Consider the following 18,789-nt stretch of genomic DNA (forward strand, 5'->3'; position numbering starts at 1 on the left):
TTACATACTGATTGGCAGTGCCATTATGATGGCGTCCTCACGTCCTTCCGCGGTTGGATAGTAGTTACGTCGAACGGTTGCCTCGTTGAAGCCTAAGCTTTCATACAGGGCGATGGCGGCAACGTTCGATGCCCGGACTTCCAGCCACAGCGTGACAACGCCGCGTTTTTCTACCTCGTCGATCACCTGTTCCAACAGTTCACGGCCTAACCCACGGCGCTGAAAGGCCGGATCGACCGCAATGTTGAACAGGGTTGCTTCGTCGAGCACGATTTGCGTGATGGCGAAAGCCGCCATCTCACCGTCGACCGTCAGTTGCAGGTTCAGATAACGCTCCCCTTGATTGCTGGCTAGCGTCTGTTCGCTCCAGGGGAAAGCATGGGCGCGCTGTTCAATTTGCCAGGCGCGCGGTAAATCAGTCTGACTGAGGGAAGAAATCGTGTTCATGTGCGCAAATTTGTTGCCAGAGCGCAGCGCGAGCCGCGGTACTGGACTGAAGTTGTTCGAAGACCGGACTGTCGATGTGCGCGCCTTCCAGCGCCACGGGGTCGTTTTCACCCAAGCGCCAGCTGTTGCAACGCCCGCCCTGCGGCAGCATCGCAACCCTTTCCGGCGTAAGCTGAAGCACCTGGTCCGGCGTGACCGCCAGGGCACGGAGAATATCGCCCACCAGCGGTTCGGTCAGTGACGGCAGCGTTTCGGCCACCATCACCAGACGAATATGCTCAGGCAGAGAGATAGCGATTTCGCCCTGCAACACCGCGGGGCGACGCAATGACCACTGGGTAATGCCCAGTTGCTGTAGTTGCCAGTCTCGTCGGGATGTCATCGCGGGTTTCTCCTGTCTGTCAGGCGCGGAAATATAGCAAATTCGGCGAAGTTGCGCCAATAAAGCAGGGAGGCAGTCTTGCTGTAAACGTGTATAATCCCGCCCGTCTTCAATCCAGGATTATTTTTTATGTCTGCATTATCTCCGGCAAGTGAAGTCTTGCTGCGTCACAGTGATGATTTCGAACAAAGCCGTATTCTGTTTGCCGGTGATCTGCAGGATGACCTGCCCGCTCGTCTGGACAGCGCTTTTAGCCGTGCGCATACCCAGCAATATCACCACTGGCAGGTGCTTAGCCGCCAGATGGGTGAAAACGTTCGCTTTAGCCTGACCGCTGAAGCCGCGGACGTTGCCGAGTGCGATACGCTGATTTACTACTGGCCGAAAAACAAGCCGGAAGCGCTGTATCAGCTGACTAACATTTTGTCTCTGATGCCTGTCGGGACGGACATTTTTGTGGTCGGTGAAAACCGTAGCGGTGTGCGTAGCGCTGAGCAAATGCTCGCGGAATACGCGCCACTGAATAAAGTCGACAGCGCTCGCCGCTGTGGTCTGTACCATGGACGCCTCGAAAAACAGCCTGAATTTAACCCGGAAAAAGCCTGGGGCGAATATCAGCTCGAAGGTCTGACCGTGAAAACCCTGCCGGGCGTGTTCAGCCGTGATGGCCTCGATGTTGGCAGCCAGCTGCTGCTCTCCACCCTGACGCCACATACCAAAGGTAAAGTGCTGGATGTGGGCTGCGGCGCAGGCGTGCTCGCCACCGTGCTGGCGAGCCACTCGCCTAAAGTTCGTCTGACTCTGTGCGACGTGAGCGCACCAGCGGTTGAAGCCAGCCGCGCCACCCTGGCTGCCAATGGTTTTGAAGGCGAAGTGTTTGCCAGCAACGTCTTCTCTGAGGTCACTGGCCGCTTCGATATGATTATCTCAAACCCGCCGTTCCACGATGGGTTGCAGACCAGCCTGGAAGCCACACAGCAGCTGATTCGTGGTGCCGTGCGCCATCTGAACAGCGGCGGTGAGCTGCGCATTGTCGCCAACGCCTTTTTGCCTTACCCGAAAGTGCTGGATGAGATTTTTGGCTTTCACGAGGTGATTGCCCAGACTGGCCGCTTCAAAGTCTATCGCACTGTTATGACCCGCCAGGCGAAAAAGTAATCGCCCTGAAACGCCCGCAGGCCTTGTGCCCGGGCGTTTTGCTTTTCCTGCCGCTTAACGCCCACTTTTGCAACAATTAAAAAAAGCCGTGCAATTAACTGTTGACGAAAGTGCTAAAACCACTAGAATGCGCCTCCGTAGTAGAGATTCTTTTCAAGAGTCGATGAGTTGCGAAGGTGGCGGAATTGGTAGACGCGCTAGCTTCAGGTGTTAGTGTCCTTAGGATGTGGGGGTTCGAGTCCCCCCCCTCGCACCAACTACTACAAGATATTGCTCACACTGGGCGACGGTGGCGGAATTGGTAGACGCGCTAGCTTCAGGTGTTAGTGTCCTTACGGACGTGGGGGTTCAAGTCCCCCCCCTCGCACCAAAGAGGGCAATATCACGATAAGATTTCTGTGCGAAGGTGGCGGAATTGGTAGACGCGCTAGCTTCAGGTGTTAGTGTCCTTAGGATGTGGGGGTTCGAGTCCCCCCCCTCGCACCAGTCTCTTATCTCTCTCTTCTCTTCCCGGTTTGTCCTTTTTATCCCATCAGTTTCATATTCATCATCACCAGTATCATTCCGCTGATCAACGCGAACGCCGATGGCAGCAGCACGAAATGGCGTAATTGCCGGTGCCAGATCATGACGCAAGTCAGCAGCAAACCCAGAACAATAAGCCCTTTCCAGGTCTCGACAGAAAGACCCGCAAATCCCAACAGCGCCAACACGCCACCAGGAATCAACACGCCCCACCCACTGCCTAACGCTCGCTGCAACATGGTTTCATCTCTTAAATCGATAATGATAACCAATATCATATGATAATTTTTATCATTTGCAAGTTAAGTGAGAAAGCCCTTCCACTCTTTACTTTCACGCGAGTGACAGTCCTGGCTGAAGGTGATAAATTGTAAGAATAATCCGAATAGATTAGTGATCCTGAACAATAACTCGCGCGATTCGTTCCCGTGCGAATGTTGTCATTTCTGTCGGCTAGTGTTTCTGTAATCCCACAATAATTAATGATTTCCTGACATGACAGCACAATCCTGGCGTTCGTTGCGTATTAAAAAATATCAGTTTTCATTACGCCTGTTTTTATTCCTTAATTTAACCTCATCGCTCTTTTCGATGGTCAGCCCGGTGTATCACGTGGCGGCCGTAACACTTCCTTTGCTCACCATCACCTTGGGCAGCGCGGGTTTGCTCCTGAGCCATTGGGTCTGGCGTGAAAAGAAAATCAATATTCCGGCGATCTCAATCCTGTTTGGCTGTTTATGGGCCTGGCATGTCGCCATTAAATCACCGCTGATGCACCAGCCTAATTTCAGCTATTTGGTGATTGCCTTATTAAGCGTGCTGTTTGTCGGTGCGATTGCTTTTTCCAATAATATCATCGCGTTCACCTTACATTCGTTACCCGTTTTAACGGTTTGCCTGTTTCTCGGTGAGGGCGATCAGTGGGTCCGCATGGTCTTTTGCTTTGCCTTGCCGGTGATTGGGATAAGCATCCAGAGCGTTATCCAGAAGCGCAACGACAACTTTGCTCAAGGGCTCATGTTCAGACTGCTGGAAGAACGGCAGACGCTGAATGACCTGAGTATGCTCGACCCGCTGACCGGGCTGTACAACCGCCGCGGCCTGCAAAATCGCCTCGATACGCTGCTCTCGCTGGATGCCAGCGGGCATTACGTGTTGCTGCTCGATATCGACTACTTCAAAGCCTACAACGATCATTATGGCCACATGATGGGCGACCAGGCGCTGATTCAGGTGTCAGCCGCAGTCCGCGATGCCGTGCGTTCCAGAGACATTGTGACCCGCTACGGTGGCGAAGAGTTTATGGTCGTGCTCACCTCAACAACGGCAGAAGCCGCATTGCAAACCGCTGAGCGCATCCGTCAGCGTGTGTACGATCTTAAAATCCCACACATGTTCAACCACAGCGTAGCAACCAACGTAACCGTCAGTATTGGGCTTGCTCCATTGCTCGGGGAAGAGGTGGAGACGGCACTCGAACAGGCAGATAAAGCGCTTTATGAAGCCAAACATCTGGGGCGCAACAATATCCTTACCAGCGAAGCCTTAACCGGGCGTTGAAAACCTGCCGGGAAACGTAAAAACAGTTGCGATTGCGTTCACCTATAGCTAGGATTGGCAATCATTATCATTTAGATTTGTATCCAATCGCAGCCATGGCATACCGTTCCGCCCCTTTCAGTGAAGAGATCATCCGGCGTGCACCGCTCATTGAGCAGGGGCCGACGCTCGCTGATGCTTTGCGTGATAAAGTGGCCGAGCATCGCCCACACCTGCTCGATTTTATGCGGTTCAGCGAAACGCCTCCGCACAGCAGCATGACGCTCTCAACGTGGAGCCATCCCGCTGAACTCACTTCCCTGCTGGCGACCTATTCCGACCATATTTACCGCAACAACCTGACGCAGGCACGAGAAAACAAGCCTCTGCTTTCGTTGTGGGCGCAATGGTATTTCGGCTTACAGGTTCCTGCGTTGATGCTTTCGTTGCTGACGGAAGAGCGCGCACTCGATCTTTCCCCGCACCATTTTCACGTCGAGTTTCACGAAACCGGTCGTGCGGCCTGTTTCTGGGTCGATGTGCAGGAAGATCATGCCCTCACTCAGGCCTCCTCTATTGAGCGAATGGAACGCCTGGTGACGCAAGCCCTGATGCCTGTTGTCGCCACGCTGGAAGCAACGGGTGATATTAACGGGAAGCTCATCTGGAGTAATACCGGCTATCTGATTAACTGGTATCTGAATGAGATGAAGACGTTGCTGGGTGATGAGCAGGTCAATGCTCTGCGTGAGCATCTGTTCTTCTCAAAACAACTATCGGACGGCCAGGACAATCCACTTTGGCGAACTGTTGTCATGCGTGAAGGCGTGTTAGTGCGTCGCACCTGCTGCCAGCGCTACCGCTTGCCAGACGTGCAACAGTGCGGTGACTGCACGCTAAAATAAGCACATTCAGAATGCAAAAAGCCCCGGTCGCATCACGCTACCGGGGCTTTTTTGTTTTGCTTCAGTTATGCAGCCTGACCCGCTTCCTCAGCGGAACGTTGCGCTTCTTCAGCTTCCTGCGCCAACAGCTGTTTTTCATACACTTTGAAGAACGGATAGTAGATGACGGCGGAAACACAGGCCAGCAGCACCACCAGAATCACCGCACGGAAATCCCAGCCCAGCGCCCACGCAGCACCCACTGGCGCTGGCGCAGTCCATGGCACAACGGAGATGACGCGGCCAATCAAATCGAGTTTCATTGCCGCCCAGGCCAGCGTAGCGTTAACCATTGGGGCCAGCAGGAACGGAATGAAGAACACCGGGTTCATCACGATCGGCGTACCGAAGATAACCGGTTCGTTGATGTTAAAGATGCTCGGCACCACACCCAGACGCCCAATCGAACGCAGGTGCGCGGACTTACTGCGCAGATAGCAGAACACCAGACCCATAGTGGCACCGGACCCGCCGATAACAATAAAGAAGGTCCAGAAAGCTTCCATAAAGATGTGCGGCAGCGGAGCACTTTGCGCCAGTGCTGTCTGGTTCAGGCCCAGGTTGGTCAGCCAGAACATCTGCAGCATCCCGGAAACAATTGCCGCACCGTGGATACCCGCAAACCACAACAGGTGACCAATCAGCACCGCCAGCAGGATAGCCGGCAGGGAATCAGCGGCCGACACCAGCGGCTTAAACAGTGACATGATGGCCTGAGGGATCAGCATGTCGAACTGGCTTTGGATGAACAGACTCAGAGGATAGAGCGTTAACACCACTACCAGCACCGGGATCAGCAGGTCGAAGGAGTTTTTGATCATCGGCGGCACCTGATCGGGCAGGCGAATACCAATGTTACGCACCTTCAGGAAACGCATCATCTCTACGCAATAGATAGCCACCAGGATGGCGGTAAAGATGCCTGTACCGCCCAGGCTATGAACCGGCAGAGTGCCGTCTGTTTTCGGTGCAGCGACCAGCAGGAAAGCCATGATCGACAGCATCGCACTCATGAAGGGATCGATCTGAGCGCTTTTCTCGTAGTGCTTGCCAAGGTTGTAGGCAATGGCCGCACAGATATAAATGGACATAATGCCCATCGTCATATCGAACGGCGTCAGAATGCGGCCTTCAAATTGTTTTGCCATATCCAGCCAGGCTCTTGCGAAGCCCCAGGTGGTATCTGGAGAAAACGGCGGGTAAGCGAACACCAGCAGGAACGACCCCACAATCATGAACGGCATTGCGGAGATAAAACCATCACGAATAGCCATGACGTGACGCTGGGATGAAATGCGTCCCGCAACGGGGCTAACGTAGTTTTCTACAAAACGGAATATCAAGTTAAACGCGGCATGGTTAGCAGACATAGCAGCTCTCCTGACAGGCTATAGACGTAAGCACAACGACGGTTAGTGTGCCGCGATGCGCAATCCTGAACTGTGAGTTCACTACCACGCCGGGAAGTCGTCCCGAGTTGCAGTTTTTAGAGTGACATTTCATACACGGCTCTTATTTTTTTATCGATACAGAGGAAGTTACGCTCTCAGTATTAATCGCCTGCTCGTTGTTCTGCAACCGGTTACTGTAACCGGTTGCAGTGAATGTGAAGAGGATCGAGAAATCGATGAAATGCAGGGATGACGCATACTCTTATTTACAGCATGAATGGCTTATGCCAGATTTATTTGGTTTATGTCAGGAGAGAGCTATGAGTCTGCAATCCGTGCGGGAATTTTTCGCTGACCGCGCCCCCGATATCGAAATTATAGAACTTAATCAGAGTACTGCGACCGTCGCTCTTGCCGCCGCCGCCCATAACGTCCTGCCGGGGCAAATCGCCAAAACGTTGTCCCTCAAAGTGAAAAACGAGGTCATTCTTGTCGTCGCCAAAGGCGATGCCCGCCTTGACAATAAAAAGCTGAAAAATGCGTTCGGGGCGAAAGCCCGTATGCTGAGCAGCGACGAAGTGGTGACCTGGACGGGGCATCCTGTCGGTGGCGTCTGCCCTTTCGGCCTGGAAAATCCGCTGACCGTGTATTGCGACATTTCGCTGAAAGCGTTCCCCGAGGTGTTACCTGCCGCAGGCGCAACGCATAGCGCCGTTCGCCTCACTCCCGACAGGCTAGCGGAGCTGGCAGAAGCGACCTGGATTGACGTTTGTCTTTAAGAGTCGTGACTAAAGGGGTATGCAGTGGCTGATAACACAGGATGTCTGCCGCACACAGCAGGCCAGTATCATTACTGACGCCAAGTTTTGTCATCACATTAAACTTATGCGTGCGAATGGTTTTGGCGTTTCTTTCCATCCGCACCGCAATTTCGGCAATGGAAAGCCCTGTCCCCATGTAATACAGCAGCGTGCGTTCGGTGGGGCTCAATCCCACCGCGTCAGCCTCCACACTGCTCCCCGGCTTCAGCTTGCGGCTCAGCAGCGTTTTAGCCTGCAACAGCAGTTCCTTGGTCGTCATCGTTTTGATCAGCATGCCATGCAGAAAAATCGGCGATAAATGGTGAATCAACCGGGCCTGATGAGCATTTTCAGTCAATAACACCCTGAAAGTCCTCGGCGCGGCTTTCGCCAGATGCGTAAAAAATTGGATACATTGTTGCCGGGAGTCACGGGTATCGGCGACAGAGTAAATCGCAAAATCATAGGCAGGGTGCGCCGGGTGAGCAAACCAGTGTTCGCTGTCCCTGAAGGCATATAACTGGCACGGACAATTAAGCCTTTTCTGCAGCAGTTGCCGGAAGCCTTCCACCGTCAGTGCACAATTCTCTATGATAGCGACATGTCTTTTTGTGGTGTGATTTTCCATGGCATAGGTTCCTCCCTTATCGGAAGAAGGTTGAGCACCTTCATACCTTGAGTTGAATTGAGCCAGGCATACATCTCCGCGTTTCCTCGCAGCGCCAGGCGTCGCATTGCACTGTTCTTTTGAGCACTGACCGTTTTGTGGCTCTTTTTGAGCAACATGGCTATCTGATTCACCGCCCAGCCTTTCGCCAGTAACCGCAGCACCTGACGCTCAGAGTGGGTCAAGGTGACGATTTTCCCCATCGATGGCTCCACCGGCGATGAATCAGGGGAAAGCAGCAGCATGCTGATATGATCGATTTGGTCACTCTGCTTACGAATGGCATTCACCAGTTGCGGGACGGGCTCCGCTTCTGATAAAAGCGTGCTGGCTGGGCGCAGTAAATATTCAATGGCGAAGGGATATGCCGCCTGGCTGACCATAAATATCCAGCGGCTCTCTTTATATTGATTCATTAACGCATAATATCGCTCACAAAGAGATTTTTCCTGCAAGTGATCTGCTCGCAAATCAATAATAATCAGATTTGCTTTATCTAATTGAGTGGAGGTTAACGCCTCTACACTGGAATATTTCACCACTTCATACTCAGGGAAATTTTCCTTTATGATGGTACGAATGCCGGATTGATAAACCGGTAACTTGCTAATAATTAAGCAGAATTTTTTAAGGACCGCAGACATAACACCTCCCTTGCATGTTGCAGATTTTTTATGTGAATAACTCGATACTCATTAATCACTCATTGATTAACGCATAATGAAAACAATAGATTTATAGCGTATAAAGCAGTGATAAACATGAATGTAAATAACAAAAAACACACTAGCACACAATAAATAAATCCGCTATCCGCCGCGCGGATCAGGATATTAACACACAGAGTAAACAATATTATTTATGGGATATCTTTACTTCTTTTCATATTTTCCCTGAATATTTTTGGCGAGACCCCGGCATAGCGTCTGAAAAAACGAGAGAAATACGTCGCATCACTAAACCCCAAATAATCAGAGAGTTGAGTAACAGTCATGCTGGTATATTGCAGGCTTCGTTTCGCCTCAAGCATGAGGCGTTGATGTAACACATTCAGCGCACTGCAATCATAAAATTCGTGGCATAAATAATTAAGATGGGTCACGGACAGACCGATGGCTTGTGCGTAATCAGACAAAGGAAGGTGTTCGCGATAGTGGCTTTCAATCTGTCGGGCAAACTGCCGCATCACCGCGCGTCTGCGCTCCGCTTTATCCTCAACGGGCAGACTGCCCTGAACCTGACGATTCAACCAAACCAGAAGCGCACTCAACATCGCATGCAACATCAGTTCGCGCGCGTCGTTATCCTGCTGGTACTCATCCAGCAGCGTCGAAAAAAGCGTGCGAATATGCAGACGAGACTGTTTCACCGCAATGCAATGTGGCCGACTCAGCACCGCCATCTGGCGACCAAACTCCGCTTCAAAGCGGGTTAATAGCGGTAACGCCAGAGAAAGCACATAGCCTTGCGTACCAGGCGAAAAGCGGAAACCGTGGACACACAGCGAAGGGACAACCTGAATACAGGCTTCGGTGACCACGATTTTTTCGCCCTCAACTTCAATCTCTGCCTGCCCTTTATGCAGATAGAGAATCTGTACCAGCTCCGCATGCTGATGCACACGGATATGCCACTCATAGAGGCTGCTGCGCTGGTGAATGGACTCACAGTGCAGCAATTCAGGCGTCGGCCAGCCCATCTGCTCACCATAAAGCTTAAAAACAGGAACGATGCTGTGCTGTGCCATAACTCTCCTGTGCGGTTAGCGGACGGTCTCATAAGGCAAACCGACATAGTTTTCGGCAATGGTTGTTAATCCCGCCCGCGATCCGAGATAGTAGCGACGATCGGCCTCCTGCATTTTTCGGTCAAAAGGACTCTTGTCATGAAAATCGTGCAGCAGGTGCGTCATGAACCAGCTAAACCGTTCACCTTTCCAGACGCGATTCAGTGCATAACTGGAATAACTCGCCAGCAAATCTTCGCGCCCGTGATGGTAAAACTGGCACAGTACGCGCCATAAATAGTTCACATCTGACGCCGCCAGATTCAGCCCTTTTGCGCCCGTTGGTGGCACGATATGCGCCGCGTCACCAACCAGGAACAGCCTGCCGTATTGCATGGGCTCAACCACGTAACTGCGCAATGGCGCGATGCTTTTCTCAAGTGAGTGACCAGTCACTAACTTACTAGCCAGATCCTCTGGCAAGCGGCATTTCAGCTCCTGCCAGAAACGTTCATCGCTCCAGGCCTCCACGCTTTCGCTCAGCGGCACCTGCAAATAGTAGCGGCTTCGGGTTAGTGAGCGCTGACTACAAAGCACAAATCCGCGTTCGTGATGGGCGTAAATCAGCTCAGGATTCACCGGAGGCGTGTCCGACAACAACCCCAGCCAGCCAAACGGCCAGACGCTTTCGTATTCCCGCAGCACAGATTTCGGAATGCTTTGCCGCGCCACCCCGTGAAAGCCATCGCAGCCCGCAATAAAGTCAGACTCCAGCCGACACACTTCGCCCTCTTTTTCAAAAGTCACCGAGGGCTTATCCGTTTTCATGTCGTGCAGCTCAACGTTGCTCACGCCATAGATGATCGGCGCCCCGCTGCTGGCACGCGCTTCCATCAGATCACGGGTCACTTCAGTCTGCCCGTAAACCATCACACTCTTGCCTTCTGTCAGCTCACTCAGTGGGACGGGAATGCGCACCCCATCAAACAAAAACTCTACGCCGTGATGCACCAGCCCTTCCGCATCCATCCTTTTAGCGACACCGGCCTGACGCAGTAAATCGACGGTTCCGCTTTCCAGGATCCCCGCACGAATACGACCCAAAACGTACTCGGGTGTCTGGCGTTCGAGGATCACGGTCGCAATGCCTGCGTTATGCAGCAGTTGCCCTAACAACAGTCCTGACGGGCCCGCACCAATGATGGCAACCTGAGTTTTCATGATGGCTTCGCTCCAGAATGGTTAATTATTTGTTTGTTTTATGTTTCGATAAAGTGTCTTCATGCATTTTTGATAAGCAGAGCGTGAAAAAGAAGGGCATAAAACGAGCAAAACCTGCACTTTTCAACGATCTTGCAAAAGTGTGCGGCAGTTCAAAAAACAGCCACTCGCGCAGTTTGCTATCCGCAGGTTGTTTGATCTCGCCGGGCCATGGCTGGCGCGGGCTTCAGGTACAACGGTGTTTTGAGCGCGGTGAACGAGGGCTGGCGGAAAGTGATGGAAGCAGAACAAGCCATACAACGAAAAGTGACGCGGCTGTGTGTTCAGTGCGCGTTGCTGTTGTTGCAGCACGGCGCAGAAAGCGCCCTGGTGGACGAACTTTCCACGCGTCTGGGTTTAGCGCTGGGTATGGACAGCGTCGAAAGCGCCATTTCCTCAAACGCCATCGTATTAACGACGCTCCACAACGGCGAGTGCCTGACGACCACCCGCAAGAACAACGATCGCGGCATCAATATGCATGTGGTCACTGAAGTGCAGCACATCGTCATCATGACTGAACATAAGCTGCTGGATGCCAGTGGTGTGGAAAAACGCTTCGGGCAGATAAAACCACTGCGTTATCCGCGCTGGCTGGTTGTCACGCTGGTAGGCTTGTCGTGTGCGTGTTTCTGCAAACTCAATAACGGCGGTTGGGATGGCGCTTTCGTCACCTTCTGTGCCAGCACCGTGGCCATGTATGTCCGCCAGGTCCTGACGCACCGTTCCCTGCATCCGCAAATCAACTTCTGTATCACGGCCTTTGTGGCGACGACTGTTTCAGGCTTGATGTTGCGCCTGCCTGCTTTTGAACAAACGTCGACCGTGGCAATGGCCGCCAGCGTGCTGTTGCTGGTGCCTGGCTTTCCGTTGATCAATGCCGTCGCCGATATGTTCAAAGGCCATATCAATACCGGCCTGGCTCGCTGGGCGATAGCCAGTTTGTTGACGCTGGCGACCTGTATTGGCGTGGTAATGGCTATGACGTTATGGGGGTTACGAGGATGGGCGTAATACACTTCTTTCTGGCATTGATTCAGGACGCGGTTCTGTCGGCCATTCCCGCCGTCGGTTTTGCGATGGTGTTTAACGTGCCACAGCGTGCTTTGCCCTGGTGTGCGTTGCTGGGCGCCATCGGCCACAGCTCAAGAATGGCGATGATGCTGGCGGGTATGAACATCGAATGGGCCACGTTTATCGCCTCGCTGCTGGTTGGCAGCATTGGTATTCAGTGGTCGCGCTGGTATCTGGCGCATCCGAAAATCTTCACGGTAGCCGCGGTTATCCCCATGTTTCCGGGCATTTCGGCTTATACCGCCATGATTTCCGCCGTAAAAATCAGCCATATTGGCTACAGCGAAGCGCTGATGGTGACCCTGCTGGAGAATTTCTTAAAAGCCACCTCGATTGTGGGCGCGCTTTCTATCGGGCTTTCCATCCCCGGTTTATGGCTGTATCGCAAACGCCCGCGCGTTTGACTCTGCCCGGCAGAGCCTCTGCCGGGAATCTCCTCCCGCGACGCACTCTGTGCTACTATCAGGCCATGTTCTGCCTGTCCCGTTTTATTGAGTAACTGCCATGTCTTCCAGAGTGTTAACGTCCAGTGTTATCGGCATTGATGCGCTCCTGCGCGATCCCGAGAGTGTGCTAAAAAATGCCGATAACGGTGCTATCGCGGTCTTCGCCAACAATGCTCCGGCGTTTTATGCGCTGACACCTGAACGTCTGGAACAGCTGCTGGCGCTGGAAGCAAATCTGGCGCGTCCAGGCAGTGACGTCACCCTCGACGGGCAATTCTTTGATGAGCCCGTGGCCGCACCGATTGCCGTGCCGATGGGGAAATTTCCGATGTATGCCGACTGGCGTCCTGATGAAGATTTCCAGCGTATGGCGGCACTCTGGGGCATCGCCCTGACCCAGCCCGTCACGCCAGAAGAACTGGCCGCGTTTACGGCGTACTGGCAGGCGGAAGGCAAAGTTTTCCATCACGTGCAATGGCAGCAAAAACTGGCGCGAAGCGTGCAAATGGGCCGCGCGAGTAACGGCGGGCAACCGCGACGCGATCTCAATTCGCTTTCCGAGCCAGACAGTCAAATTCCACCTGGATTCCGAGGTTAACGATGAAAAATGTTGGTGATCTGATGCAACGCCTGCAAAAAATGATGCCGAAACATATCGAACCGGCATTCAAAACAGGTGAAGAGCTACTGGCCTGGCAAAAGGAGCAAGGCCAGCTTCGCTCTGCGGCGCTCGAACGTGAAAACAGAGCGATGAAAATGCAGCGCACGTTTAACCGTTCCGGCATTCGTCCGCTGCATCAAAACTGCTCATTTGATAACTATCGCGTTGAAAGCGAAGGCCAAATGAATGCGCTGTCCAAAGCTCGCCAGTATGTGGAAGAGTTCGACGGCAACATCGCGAGCTTTATCTTTTCTGGCAAACCGGGCACCGGTAAAAACCATCTGGCCGCCGCCATCTGTAATGAATTGCTGCTGCGCGGTAAATCCGTGCTGATCATTACCGTGGCCGACATCATGTCCGCCATGAAGGATACCTTCAGCAACCGCGAAACCAGCGAAGAACAGCTGCTTAACGATCTGAGCAATGTTGATCTGCTGGTGATCGACGAGATCGGCGTGCAGACCGAATCTCGCTACGAAAAAGTGATCATCAACCAGATTGTCGATCGCCGCTCGTCCTCCAAACGCCCAACCGGCATGCTGACCAACAGCAACATGGACGAAATGAACAAGCTGCTGGGCGAACGCGTCATGGATCGTATGCGCCTGGGCAACAGCCTGTGGGTGATTTTCAACTGGGACAGCTACCGTAGCCGTGTCACCGGCAAAGAGTATTGAGACGAATCTGATCGCACGCAGCGTTATACTGAGCGGGTTTCGTTCAACAGAGTCGATCTCATGAAAACTGCTAACTACTTTCTTTGCACAGCGGCGCTGACCAGCGCCCTGCTTTCCACCAGCGTCTTTGCCGTGTCGCTCACTGACACCCTTTCCAGCGCAGCAAGCCAGCTTAGCGGCCAGAGCGGAAGCACGCAGGGCGGCTCTTCGCTCTCTTCCCTGACCAGCCTGCTCGGCAACAGCCAGTCGTTAAGCGCGGACAACATGAACAACGCCGCAGGCATCCTGCAATACTGCGCTAAACAGAAACTGGCTTCCGCCACTGACGCCGAAAACGTCAAAAATCAGGTGCTCGGCAAACTGGGCCTGGACACACCCACGGAGCAAAAAGCCGATACCAACTATATGGACGGTATTCAGGGTCTGCTCAATGCGCAAAACGGCCAGCAGCTCAACCTGACCACGCTGGGCAATTCTGAGCTGGGAAAACAAGTTAAAACCAAGGCTTGCGATCTGGTGATGAAGCAAGGTCTTAATTTCCTCTCCTGATCCCCCGCAAAGACCCGCCCACAGGGGCTGTGAGCGGGTTAAAAATCACTCACTTTCAATACAATTCTGAAACACAGCACATTTTTTTGACGCTACAATTGCAGCATTATTGCACTGCAATTACAGTGTACGGTCGAAAAATGAGTCGCTGGTCAACGGATGGCCAGGGTAACTGAGGATGTGCTGTGTCCGAGCTTGTTTCTATCGCTCTGTTTCTCGCTTCTGTGGTGATCTACGCATGGAAAGCGGGCCGAAATACCTGGTGGTTTGCTTCCACCCTGACGGTGCTCGGCCTTTTTGTGGTGCTGAACCTGACGCTCTACGCCAGCGATTATTTCACCGGTGACGGCATTAATGACGCCGTGCTTTACACCCTGACTAACAGCCTGACCGGCGCGGGTGTCAGCAAATATATTCTTCCCGGTGTGGGCCTTGTGCTGGCGCTGGTGCTGGTTTTTGGCGGTTTGGGCTGGGTCTTGCGTCGCCGTCGCCATCATCCTCATCATTTCGGCTACAGCGTACTGGCACTGGTGCTGGCGCTTGCGTCCGTGGATGCCAGCCCGGCATTCCGCCAGATAACAGAACTGGTTAAATCCCAGTCTCGCGATGGCGACCCTGATTTTGCGGCCTATTACAAAGAGCCGTCGAAGACTATTCCCAATCCAAAACTCAACCTGGTTTACATCTACGGCGAAAGCCTGGAACGCACCTATTTTGATAACGAAGCGTTTCCTAATCTCACGCCAGAACTGGGCAAACTGAAAAACGAAAGTATCGATTTCAGCCACACTATGCAGCTGCCGGGCACCGATTACACCATCGCGGGCATGGTTGCGTCACAGTGCGGCATTCCGCTGTTTGCGCCCTTCGAAGGGAACGCCTCCGCGTCGGTGTCGAGCTTCTTCCCGCAGAATATCTGCCTTGGCGATATCCTGAAAAACTCCGGCTACCAGAACTACTTCGTGCAGGGCGCAAACCTGCGCTTTGCCGGAAAAGACGTGTTCCTGAAATCCCACGGCTTCGACAATTTGTACGGTTCCGAAGAGCTGAAAACCACCGTCGCAGACCCAACGTACCGTAACGACTGGGGTTTCTACGACGATACCGTGCTTGATGAAGTGTGGAAAAAGTACGAAGCGCTGTCGAAATCCGGCCAGCGTTTCTCGCTGTTCACCCTGACCGTCGACACGCATCACCCGGATGGCTTTGTCTCACGCACCTGTGACCGTAAAAAGTATGAAATTGACGGCAAGGTGAATCAGTCGTTCAGCGCCGTCACCTGTAGCCAGGAACACGTTGCTGCACTTATCGAAAAAATCAAAGCTTCGCCGTATTTCAAAAACACGGTGATCGTGGTGTCTTCCGATCATCTGGCGATGAAAAATACCGCCTGGGACTACCTCAACAAACAGGATCGCAGCAACCTGTTCTTCGTGATCCGTGGCGACAAGCCGCAGCAGGAAGTGATGGCAACCAAGCGCAGCACCATGGATAACGGCGCAACCGTGCTCGATATTCTCGGCGGCGACAACTACATCGGCCTGGGTCGCAGCAGCCTGTCGGGGCAGTCGCTGGCAGAAATCTTCCTCAATATGAAAGAGAAAGTGCTGGCGTGGAAACCCGATATCATTCGTCTGTGGAACTTCCCGAAAACCATCAAGGACTTCACCATCGACGAGCAGAAAAACATGATTGCGTTTTCCGGCTCGCACTTCCGCCTGCCGCTGCTGCTGCGTGTTTCCGACAACCGTGTCGAACCGCTGCCGGAAAGTGAATACTCCGCACCACTGCGCTATCAACTGGCAGATTTCGCCCCGCGCGACAACTTCATGTGGATTGACCGTTGTTACAAGATGGGCCAGCTGTGGGCACCGGAACTGGCGCTCTCCACGGACTGGTGTGTCTCTCAGGGCCAGCTTGGTGGGCAGCAAACCGTTCAGCACGTGGATAAAGCACAGTGGAAAGGCAAAGCCGCCTTTAAAGATACGATCATCGACATGGAACGCTACAAGGGCAACGTCGACACGCTAAAAGTGGTGGACAACGATATCCGCTACAAAGCCGACAGCTTTATTTTCAACGTCGCAGGCGCGCCAGAAGAAGTGAAGCAGTTCAGCGGTATTTCACGTCCTGAAAACTGGGGACGCTGGTCGAATGCGCAGCTCGGTAACGAAGTGAAAATTGAATACAAAGAACCGCTGCCACCGAAGTTCGATCTGGTGATCACCGCCAAAGCTTTTGGGCCGAACGCCAATAAACCGATCCCGGTTCGCGTGGGGAACAGCGAGCAGACGCTGACGCTGAGCAACGATGTCAGCACCACCACGCTGCATTTTGATAATCCCACCGGCAGCAATTTGCTGACCATTGCGCCACCGGACCCGCAGTCCACCAATGAAGGCAATATTCTCGGTCATTCGCCGCGCCAGTTGGGGATTGGGATGGTTGAAATTAAAGTGGTGAAATCAGAAGGGTAAAGCGGAATAACATCAGGATTTATAGGATATTGTAGGCCCGGCAAGCTTTAACGCCGCCGGGCATTTTCATCAGACGTCAGAACGTTTCCCAGTTATCACCGCTGTCCGTTACCGCGGCTTTGCGCAGCGTGGCAGGGGCTTGAGAGGACGTTTTTACGCTAGCCTGTTCACGCTTCGCCGCCAGCTGTGATTGCTGAATGCGGAACACCGCCACGGCCTGCGTCAGGCGGCTGGCTTGCTCTTCCAGCGCGGCAGCAGCAGAAGCAGACTCTTCCACCAGCGAGGCGTTCTGCTGTGTCACACGGTCCATTTCCGCCACTGCGAGGCCAACCTGGTCGATACCGCGGCTCTGCTCATCAGACGCAGAAGCAATCTCGCCCATGATGTCGGTCACGCGAGTTACCGCGTTCACAATCTCATCCATGGTTTCGCCCGCGCTTTCGACCAGCGTAGAACCCACTTCAACACGGCTAACAGAGTCTTCAATCAGACTCTTAATTTCGCGCGCTGCCTGAGCACTGCGCTGCGCAAGGTTACGCACCTCGCCCGCCACAACCGCAAATCCACGGCCCTGTTCACCTGCACGCGCGGCTTCCACCGCGGCGTTCAGTGCCAGAATATTGGTCTGGAAGGCAATGCCGTCGATAACGCTGATAATGTCGGCAATTTTCTGCGAACTGCCCGCGATATCGCGCATGGTCTGCACCACGTTATCGACCACTTTGCCGCCCTTCTGCGCGGTTTCTGAAGCGCTCAACGCCAGATGGCTGGCCTGACGGGCGTTCTCAGCGTTCTGTTTCACTGTCGCCGTCAGCTCTTCCATGCTCGCAGCGGTTTCTTCCAGAGAAGCGGCCTGCTGTTCAGTCCGAGAAGAGAGATCGTTATTGCCCATCGCGATTTCGCTGGCACCGCTGTAAATGGCATCGGCACCGTTACGCACTTCGCCTACGGTACGCACCAGTTCGCCCTGCATGTGACGCAGAGAATCCGCCAGTTGGCCCATCTCGTTGCTGCCATGCACGTCGATTGGCTTAAGCAAATCGCCGCCAGCAATATGACGAATGCTTTCGATCACGCGGGTAAGTGGGTTGATCAACGCTTTGTGGATCCCCGCCCAGACGCCGATGATCACCACCAATACCGCAAGCAGCACGCTTATCAGCACCCAGATCGCCTGGTTGTAAGAGCTGCTGTTATCCGCCACCGCAACTTCATACAGATGATCGTTTTGCTGGAAATAGCTCACGTATGCTTTCTCAAACCCATCCTGATAGCTCTGCGTTGGCTGATCGAAGAAGTCGTTGATCTTGCCCGCACCCAGCAACTGGATCAGTTCCGCCAGTGCGCCATGGTAGATATCGTAGTTACGCTTAATGTCGAGAGCCGCCGCTTCACTCTGACGAGGATCGCGTGGCTGCGCTTCATATTCCGCCCAGCGCTTCTCGGCATCGTCCAGCGATTTGCTGGCAATCTGCATCAGCTCAGCCACGGTAGCCCCGCTACCAATGTGGTTCTGATCCATCATGTAGCGGATCCCGGCGCGGTTAAGGGTATTTCGGGTTTGCAGGAGTGAAACCCAGCTGCCATTCAGCGTGGATTGCTGTTGGCGAATGGTTTGCAGAACAGTGAAGTTTTCTTTGTCGTGCTTCAGCGCGTTAAAGAACAAGCCACCTGATGTCAGTTGTAAAAGGCCAAATAAGACCAAAACCAGCACGAGGCTGGTGACAATTTTAATACGGTTTAACATTTTTTCTCTTTCCAGTGGGAAGTTAACAGTTATTCGGCCTGAGAAGAGAAAACTTTAAGGAAAAAAATGCTTTTGCTTGCTGCCTGAGCGAGCATTTCTACCTGTAATAGATTTCTTAAAGCAGAGTTTTTTAATAAATAGATTAAGGCGTTACTGCGTTGGTCCAGTCCGTTACACTGCGCCGCTCGTCAATCGACGCTGATGTCGATTGCTGGTGTGGCTACGTTTGGGAACTTTTGGGTACTTAAGGGACTAAGAGTGAGGGAACCTCAATCATATACTCACTGCGAATAACAGGATTGACCGACAGCCGCTCCGC

19 protein-coding genes and 3 tRNA genes are annotated in these 18,789 nt (G+C 53.2%); 13 read left to right on the top strand and 9 right to left on the bottom strand.

Annotated features, from left to right (window positions below):
* Both rimI and ACI2I2_RS09545 read right to left on the bottom strand, forming a co-directional pair.
* The gene (rimI, locus tag ACI2I2_RS09540) at positions 1-447 is read right to left on the bottom strand and encodes a ribosomal protein S18-alanine N-acetyltransferase (protein ID WP_404657695.1); all 447 of its coding nucleotides are present in this window, start codon (positions 445-447) and stop codon (positions 1-3) included.
* Positions 416-829, bottom strand: coding sequence for a DNA polymerase III subunit psi (locus ACI2I2_RS09545; RefSeq protein ID WP_404657696.1), 414 nt, complete (start codon positions 827-829; stop codon positions 416-418). Before ACI2I2_RS09545 ends, rimI begins: the two co-directional genes overlap by 32 nt.
* A gap of 129 nt (positions 830-958) precedes the next feature.
* On the opposite strand from ACI2I2_RS09545, the gene rsmC reads away from it, so the two are divergent.
* The 4 genes from rsmC (at position 959) to ACI2I2_RS09565 (ending at position 2,473) form a co-directional block, all read left to right on the top strand.
* Entirely contained in the window at positions 959-1,987 is a 1,029-nt protein-coding gene (gene rsmC / locus ACI2I2_RS09550; RefSeq protein WP_404657697.1) for a 16S rRNA (guanine(1207)-N(2))-methyltransferase RsmC, read from the top strand.
* Between the two features lie 170 nt (positions 1,988-2,157).
* Positions 2,158-2,243: transfer RNA gene (locus tag ACI2I2_RS09555), tRNA-Leu, on the top strand.
* Positions 2,244-2,270: 27 nt separating this feature from the next.
* A tRNA-Leu gene (locus ACI2I2_RS09560) sits at positions 2,271-2,357 on the top strand.
* Between the two features lie 30 nt (positions 2,358-2,387).
* Positions 2,388-2,473, top strand: a tRNA-Leu gene (locus ACI2I2_RS09565).
* Positions 2,474-2,511: 38 nt separating this feature from the next.
* On the opposite strand, the gene ACI2I2_RS09570 is transcribed toward ACI2I2_RS09565, so the two are convergent.
* The gene (locus ACI2I2_RS09570) at positions 2,512-2,790 is read right to left on the bottom strand and encodes a DUF1435 domain-containing protein (protein ID WP_404657698.1); all 279 of its coding nucleotides are present in this window, start codon (positions 2,788-2,790) and stop codon (positions 2,512-2,514) included.
* 217 nt (positions 2,791-3,007) lie between these two features.
* Between ACI2I2_RS09570 and ACI2I2_RS09575 the strand changes: the two genes are divergently transcribed.
* Positions 3,008-4,072, top strand: a complete 1,065-nt coding sequence (locus ACI2I2_RS09575) for a GGDEF domain-containing protein (RefSeq protein WP_404657699.1) — start codon at positions 3,008-3,010, stop codon at positions 4,070-4,072.
* 95 nt (positions 4,073-4,167) lie between these two features.
* The gene (gene fhuF / locus ACI2I2_RS09580; protein WP_404657700.1) at positions 4,168-4,956 is read left to right on the top strand and encodes a siderophore-iron reductase FhuF; all 789 of its coding nucleotides are present in this window, start codon (positions 4,168-4,170) and stop codon (positions 4,954-4,956) included.
* Positions 4,957-5,021: 65 nt separating this feature from the next.
* Here fhuF and ACI2I2_RS09585 read toward each other — a convergent pair whose 3' ends face one another.
* Positions 5,022-6,365 (bottom strand): PTS sugar transporter subunit IIC, encoded by a 1,344-nt coding sequence (locus ACI2I2_RS09585; protein ID WP_404657701.1) that lies wholly within the window; start codon positions 6,363-6,365, stop codon positions 5,022-5,024.
* Positions 6,366-6,706: 341 nt separating this feature from the next.
* Between ACI2I2_RS09585 and ACI2I2_RS09590 the strand changes: the two genes are divergently transcribed.
* Positions 6,707-7,165, top strand: a complete 459-nt coding sequence (locus ACI2I2_RS09590; RefSeq protein WP_404657702.1) for a YbaK/EbsC family protein — start codon at positions 6,707-6,709, stop codon at positions 7,163-7,165.
* On the opposite strand, the gene ACI2I2_RS09595 is transcribed toward ACI2I2_RS09590, so the two are convergent.
* From ACI2I2_RS09595 to pobA, 4 genes are all read right to left on the bottom strand, one after another.
* Complete coding sequence (locus tag ACI2I2_RS09595; protein WP_404657703.1) at positions 7,107-7,814, bottom strand: LuxR C-terminal-related transcriptional regulator; 708 nt, start codon at positions 7,812-7,814, stop codon at positions 7,107-7,109. The two genes, ACI2I2_RS09590 and ACI2I2_RS09595, sit on opposite strands and share 59 nt — an antisense overlap.
* Positions 7,775-8,497 (bottom strand): LuxR C-terminal-related transcriptional regulator, encoded by a 723-nt coding sequence (locus tag ACI2I2_RS09600; RefSeq protein WP_404657704.1) that lies wholly within the window; start codon positions 8,495-8,497, stop codon positions 7,775-7,777. Before ACI2I2_RS09600 ends, ACI2I2_RS09595 begins: the two co-directional genes overlap by 40 nt.
* A 215-nt stretch (positions 8,498-8,712) precedes the next feature.
* On the bottom strand, positions 8,713-9,600 hold the full coding sequence (locus ACI2I2_RS09605; protein WP_404657705.1) for a helix-turn-helix domain-containing protein: 888 nt from the start codon (positions 9,598-9,600) through the stop codon (positions 8,713-8,715).
* Positions 9,601-9,615: 15 nt separating this feature from the next.
* Positions 9,616-10,800 carry a 4-hydroxybenzoate 3-monooxygenase gene (pobA, locus tag ACI2I2_RS09610; RefSeq protein WP_404657706.1) on the bottom strand — a complete coding sequence of 395 codons (1,185 nt, stop codon included), beginning with the start codon at positions 10,798-10,800 and terminating at the stop codon, positions 9,616-9,618.
* A gap of 276 nt (positions 10,801-11,076) precedes the next feature.
* Here pobA and ACI2I2_RS09615 point away from each other — a divergent pair, with 276 nt between their 5' ends.
* The 6 genes from ACI2I2_RS09615 to opgB all read left to right on the top strand — a co-directional run bounded on the left by ACI2I2_RS09615 (position 11,077) and on the right by opgB (position 16,723).
* Complete coding sequence (locus ACI2I2_RS09615; protein WP_404657707.1) at positions 11,077-11,853, top strand: threonine/serine exporter ThrE family protein; 777 nt, start codon at positions 11,077-11,079, stop codon at positions 11,851-11,853.
* Positions 11,844-12,317, top strand: coding sequence for a threonine/serine exporter (locus tag ACI2I2_RS09620; RefSeq protein ID WP_404657708.1), 474 nt, complete (start codon positions 11,844-11,846; stop codon positions 12,315-12,317). Before ACI2I2_RS09615 ends, ACI2I2_RS09620 begins: the two co-directional genes overlap by 10 nt.
* 100 nt (positions 12,318-12,417) lie before the next feature.
* Positions 12,418-12,957 carry a primosomal protein DnaT gene (gene dnaT, locus ACI2I2_RS09625; protein WP_404657709.1) on the top strand — a complete coding sequence of 180 codons (540 nt, stop codon included), beginning with the start codon at positions 12,418-12,420 and terminating at the stop codon, positions 12,955-12,957.
* 2 nt (positions 12,958-12,959) lie between these two features.
* Positions 12,960-13,697, top strand: coding sequence for a DNA replication protein DnaC (dnaC, locus tag ACI2I2_RS09630; RefSeq protein WP_404657710.1), 738 nt, complete (start codon positions 12,960-12,962; stop codon positions 13,695-13,697).
* 60 nt (positions 13,698-13,757) lie between these two features.
* Entirely contained in the window at positions 13,758-14,246 is a 489-nt protein-coding gene (locus ACI2I2_RS09635) for a DUF2501 domain-containing protein (protein ID WP_404657711.1), read from the top strand.
* Positions 14,247-14,431: 185 nt separating this feature from the next.
* Positions 14,432-16,723 (top strand): phosphatidylglycerol--membrane-oligosaccharide glycerophosphotransferase, encoded by a 2,292-nt coding sequence (opgB, locus tag ACI2I2_RS09640; RefSeq protein ID WP_404657712.1) that lies wholly within the window; start codon positions 14,432-14,434, stop codon positions 16,721-16,723.
* Between the two features lie 76 nt (positions 16,724-16,799).
* Here opgB and tsr read toward each other — a convergent pair whose 3' ends face one another.
* The gene (gene tsr / locus ACI2I2_RS09645) at positions 16,800-18,470 is read right to left on the bottom strand and encodes a methyl-accepting chemotaxis protein (protein ID WP_404657713.1); all 1,671 of its coding nucleotides are present in this window, start codon (positions 18,468-18,470) and stop codon (positions 16,800-16,802) included.
* Positions 18,471-18,789: the final 319 nt, after the last annotated feature.

It is taken from the genome of Scandinavium sp. NPDC088450 (genome assembly GCF_044900545.1).
In the GTDB taxonomy this organism is placed as follows: domain Bacteria; phylum Pseudomonadota; class Gammaproteobacteria; order Enterobacterales; family Enterobacteriaceae; genus Scandinavium.

Coding starts and splice junctions, on each gene's coding strand:
- ACI2I2_RS09605 (WP_404657705.1), bottom strand. CDS start 9,600: ATGGCACAGCACAGCATCGTTCCTGTTTTTAAGCTTTATGGTGAGCAG.
- tsr (WP_404657713.1), bottom strand. CDS start 18,470: ATGTTAAACCGTATTAAAATTGTCACCAGCCTCGTGCTGGTTTTGGTC.
- ACI2I2_RS09635 (WP_404657711.1), top strand. CDS start 13,758: ATGAAAACTGCTAACTACTTTCTTTGCACAGCGGCGCTGACCAGCGCC.
- ACI2I2_RS09620 (WP_404657708.1), top strand. CDS start 11,844: ATGGGCGTAATACACTTCTTTCTGGCATTGATTCAGGACGCGGTTCTG.
- ACI2I2_RS09545 (WP_404657696.1), bottom strand. CDS start 829: ATGACATCCCGACGAGACTGGCAACTACAGCAACTGGGCATTACCCAG.
- ACI2I2_RS09590 (WP_404657702.1), top strand. CDS start 6,707: ATGAGTCTGCAATCCGTGCGGGAATTTTTCGCTGACCGCGCCCCCGAT.
- pobA (WP_404657706.1), bottom strand. CDS start 10,800: ATGAAAACTCAGGTTGCCATCATTGGTGCGGGCCCGTCAGGACTGTTG.
- dnaT (WP_404657709.1), top strand. CDS start 12,418: ATGTCTTCCAGAGTGTTAACGTCCAGTGTTATCGGCATTGATGCGCTC.
- ACI2I2_RS09600 (WP_404657704.1), bottom strand. CDS start 8,497: ATGTCTGCGGTCCTTAAAAAATTCTGCTTAATTATTAGCAAGTTACCG.
- rimI (WP_404657695.1), bottom strand. CDS start 447: ATGAACACGATTTCTTCCCTCAGTCAGACTGATTTACCGCGCGCCTGG.
- fhuF (WP_404657700.1), top strand. CDS start 4,168: ATGGCATACCGTTCCGCCCCTTTCAGTGAAGAGATCATCCGGCGTGCA.
- ACI2I2_RS09570 (WP_404657698.1), bottom strand. CDS start 2,790: ATGATATTGGTTATCATTATCGATTTAAGAGATGAAACCATGTTGCAG.
- ACI2I2_RS09585 (WP_404657701.1), bottom strand. CDS start 6,365: ATGTCTGCTAACCATGCCGCGTTTAACTTGATATTCCGTTTTGTAGAA.
- ACI2I2_RS09615 (WP_404657707.1), top strand. CDS start 11,077: ATGGAAGCAGAACAAGCCATACAACGAAAAGTGACGCGGCTGTGTGTT.
- dnaC (WP_404657710.1), top strand. CDS start 12,960: ATGAAAAATGTTGGTGATCTGATGCAACGCCTGCAAAAAATGATGCCG.
- ACI2I2_RS09595 (WP_404657703.1), bottom strand. CDS start 7,814: ATGGAAAATCACACCACAAAAAGACATGTCGCTATCATAGAGAATTGT.
- ACI2I2_RS09575 (WP_404657699.1), top strand. CDS start 3,008: ATGACAGCACAATCCTGGCGTTCGTTGCGTATTAAAAAATATCAGTTT.
- rsmC (WP_404657697.1), top strand. CDS start 959: ATGTCTGCATTATCTCCGGCAAGTGAAGTCTTGCTGCGTCACAGTGAT.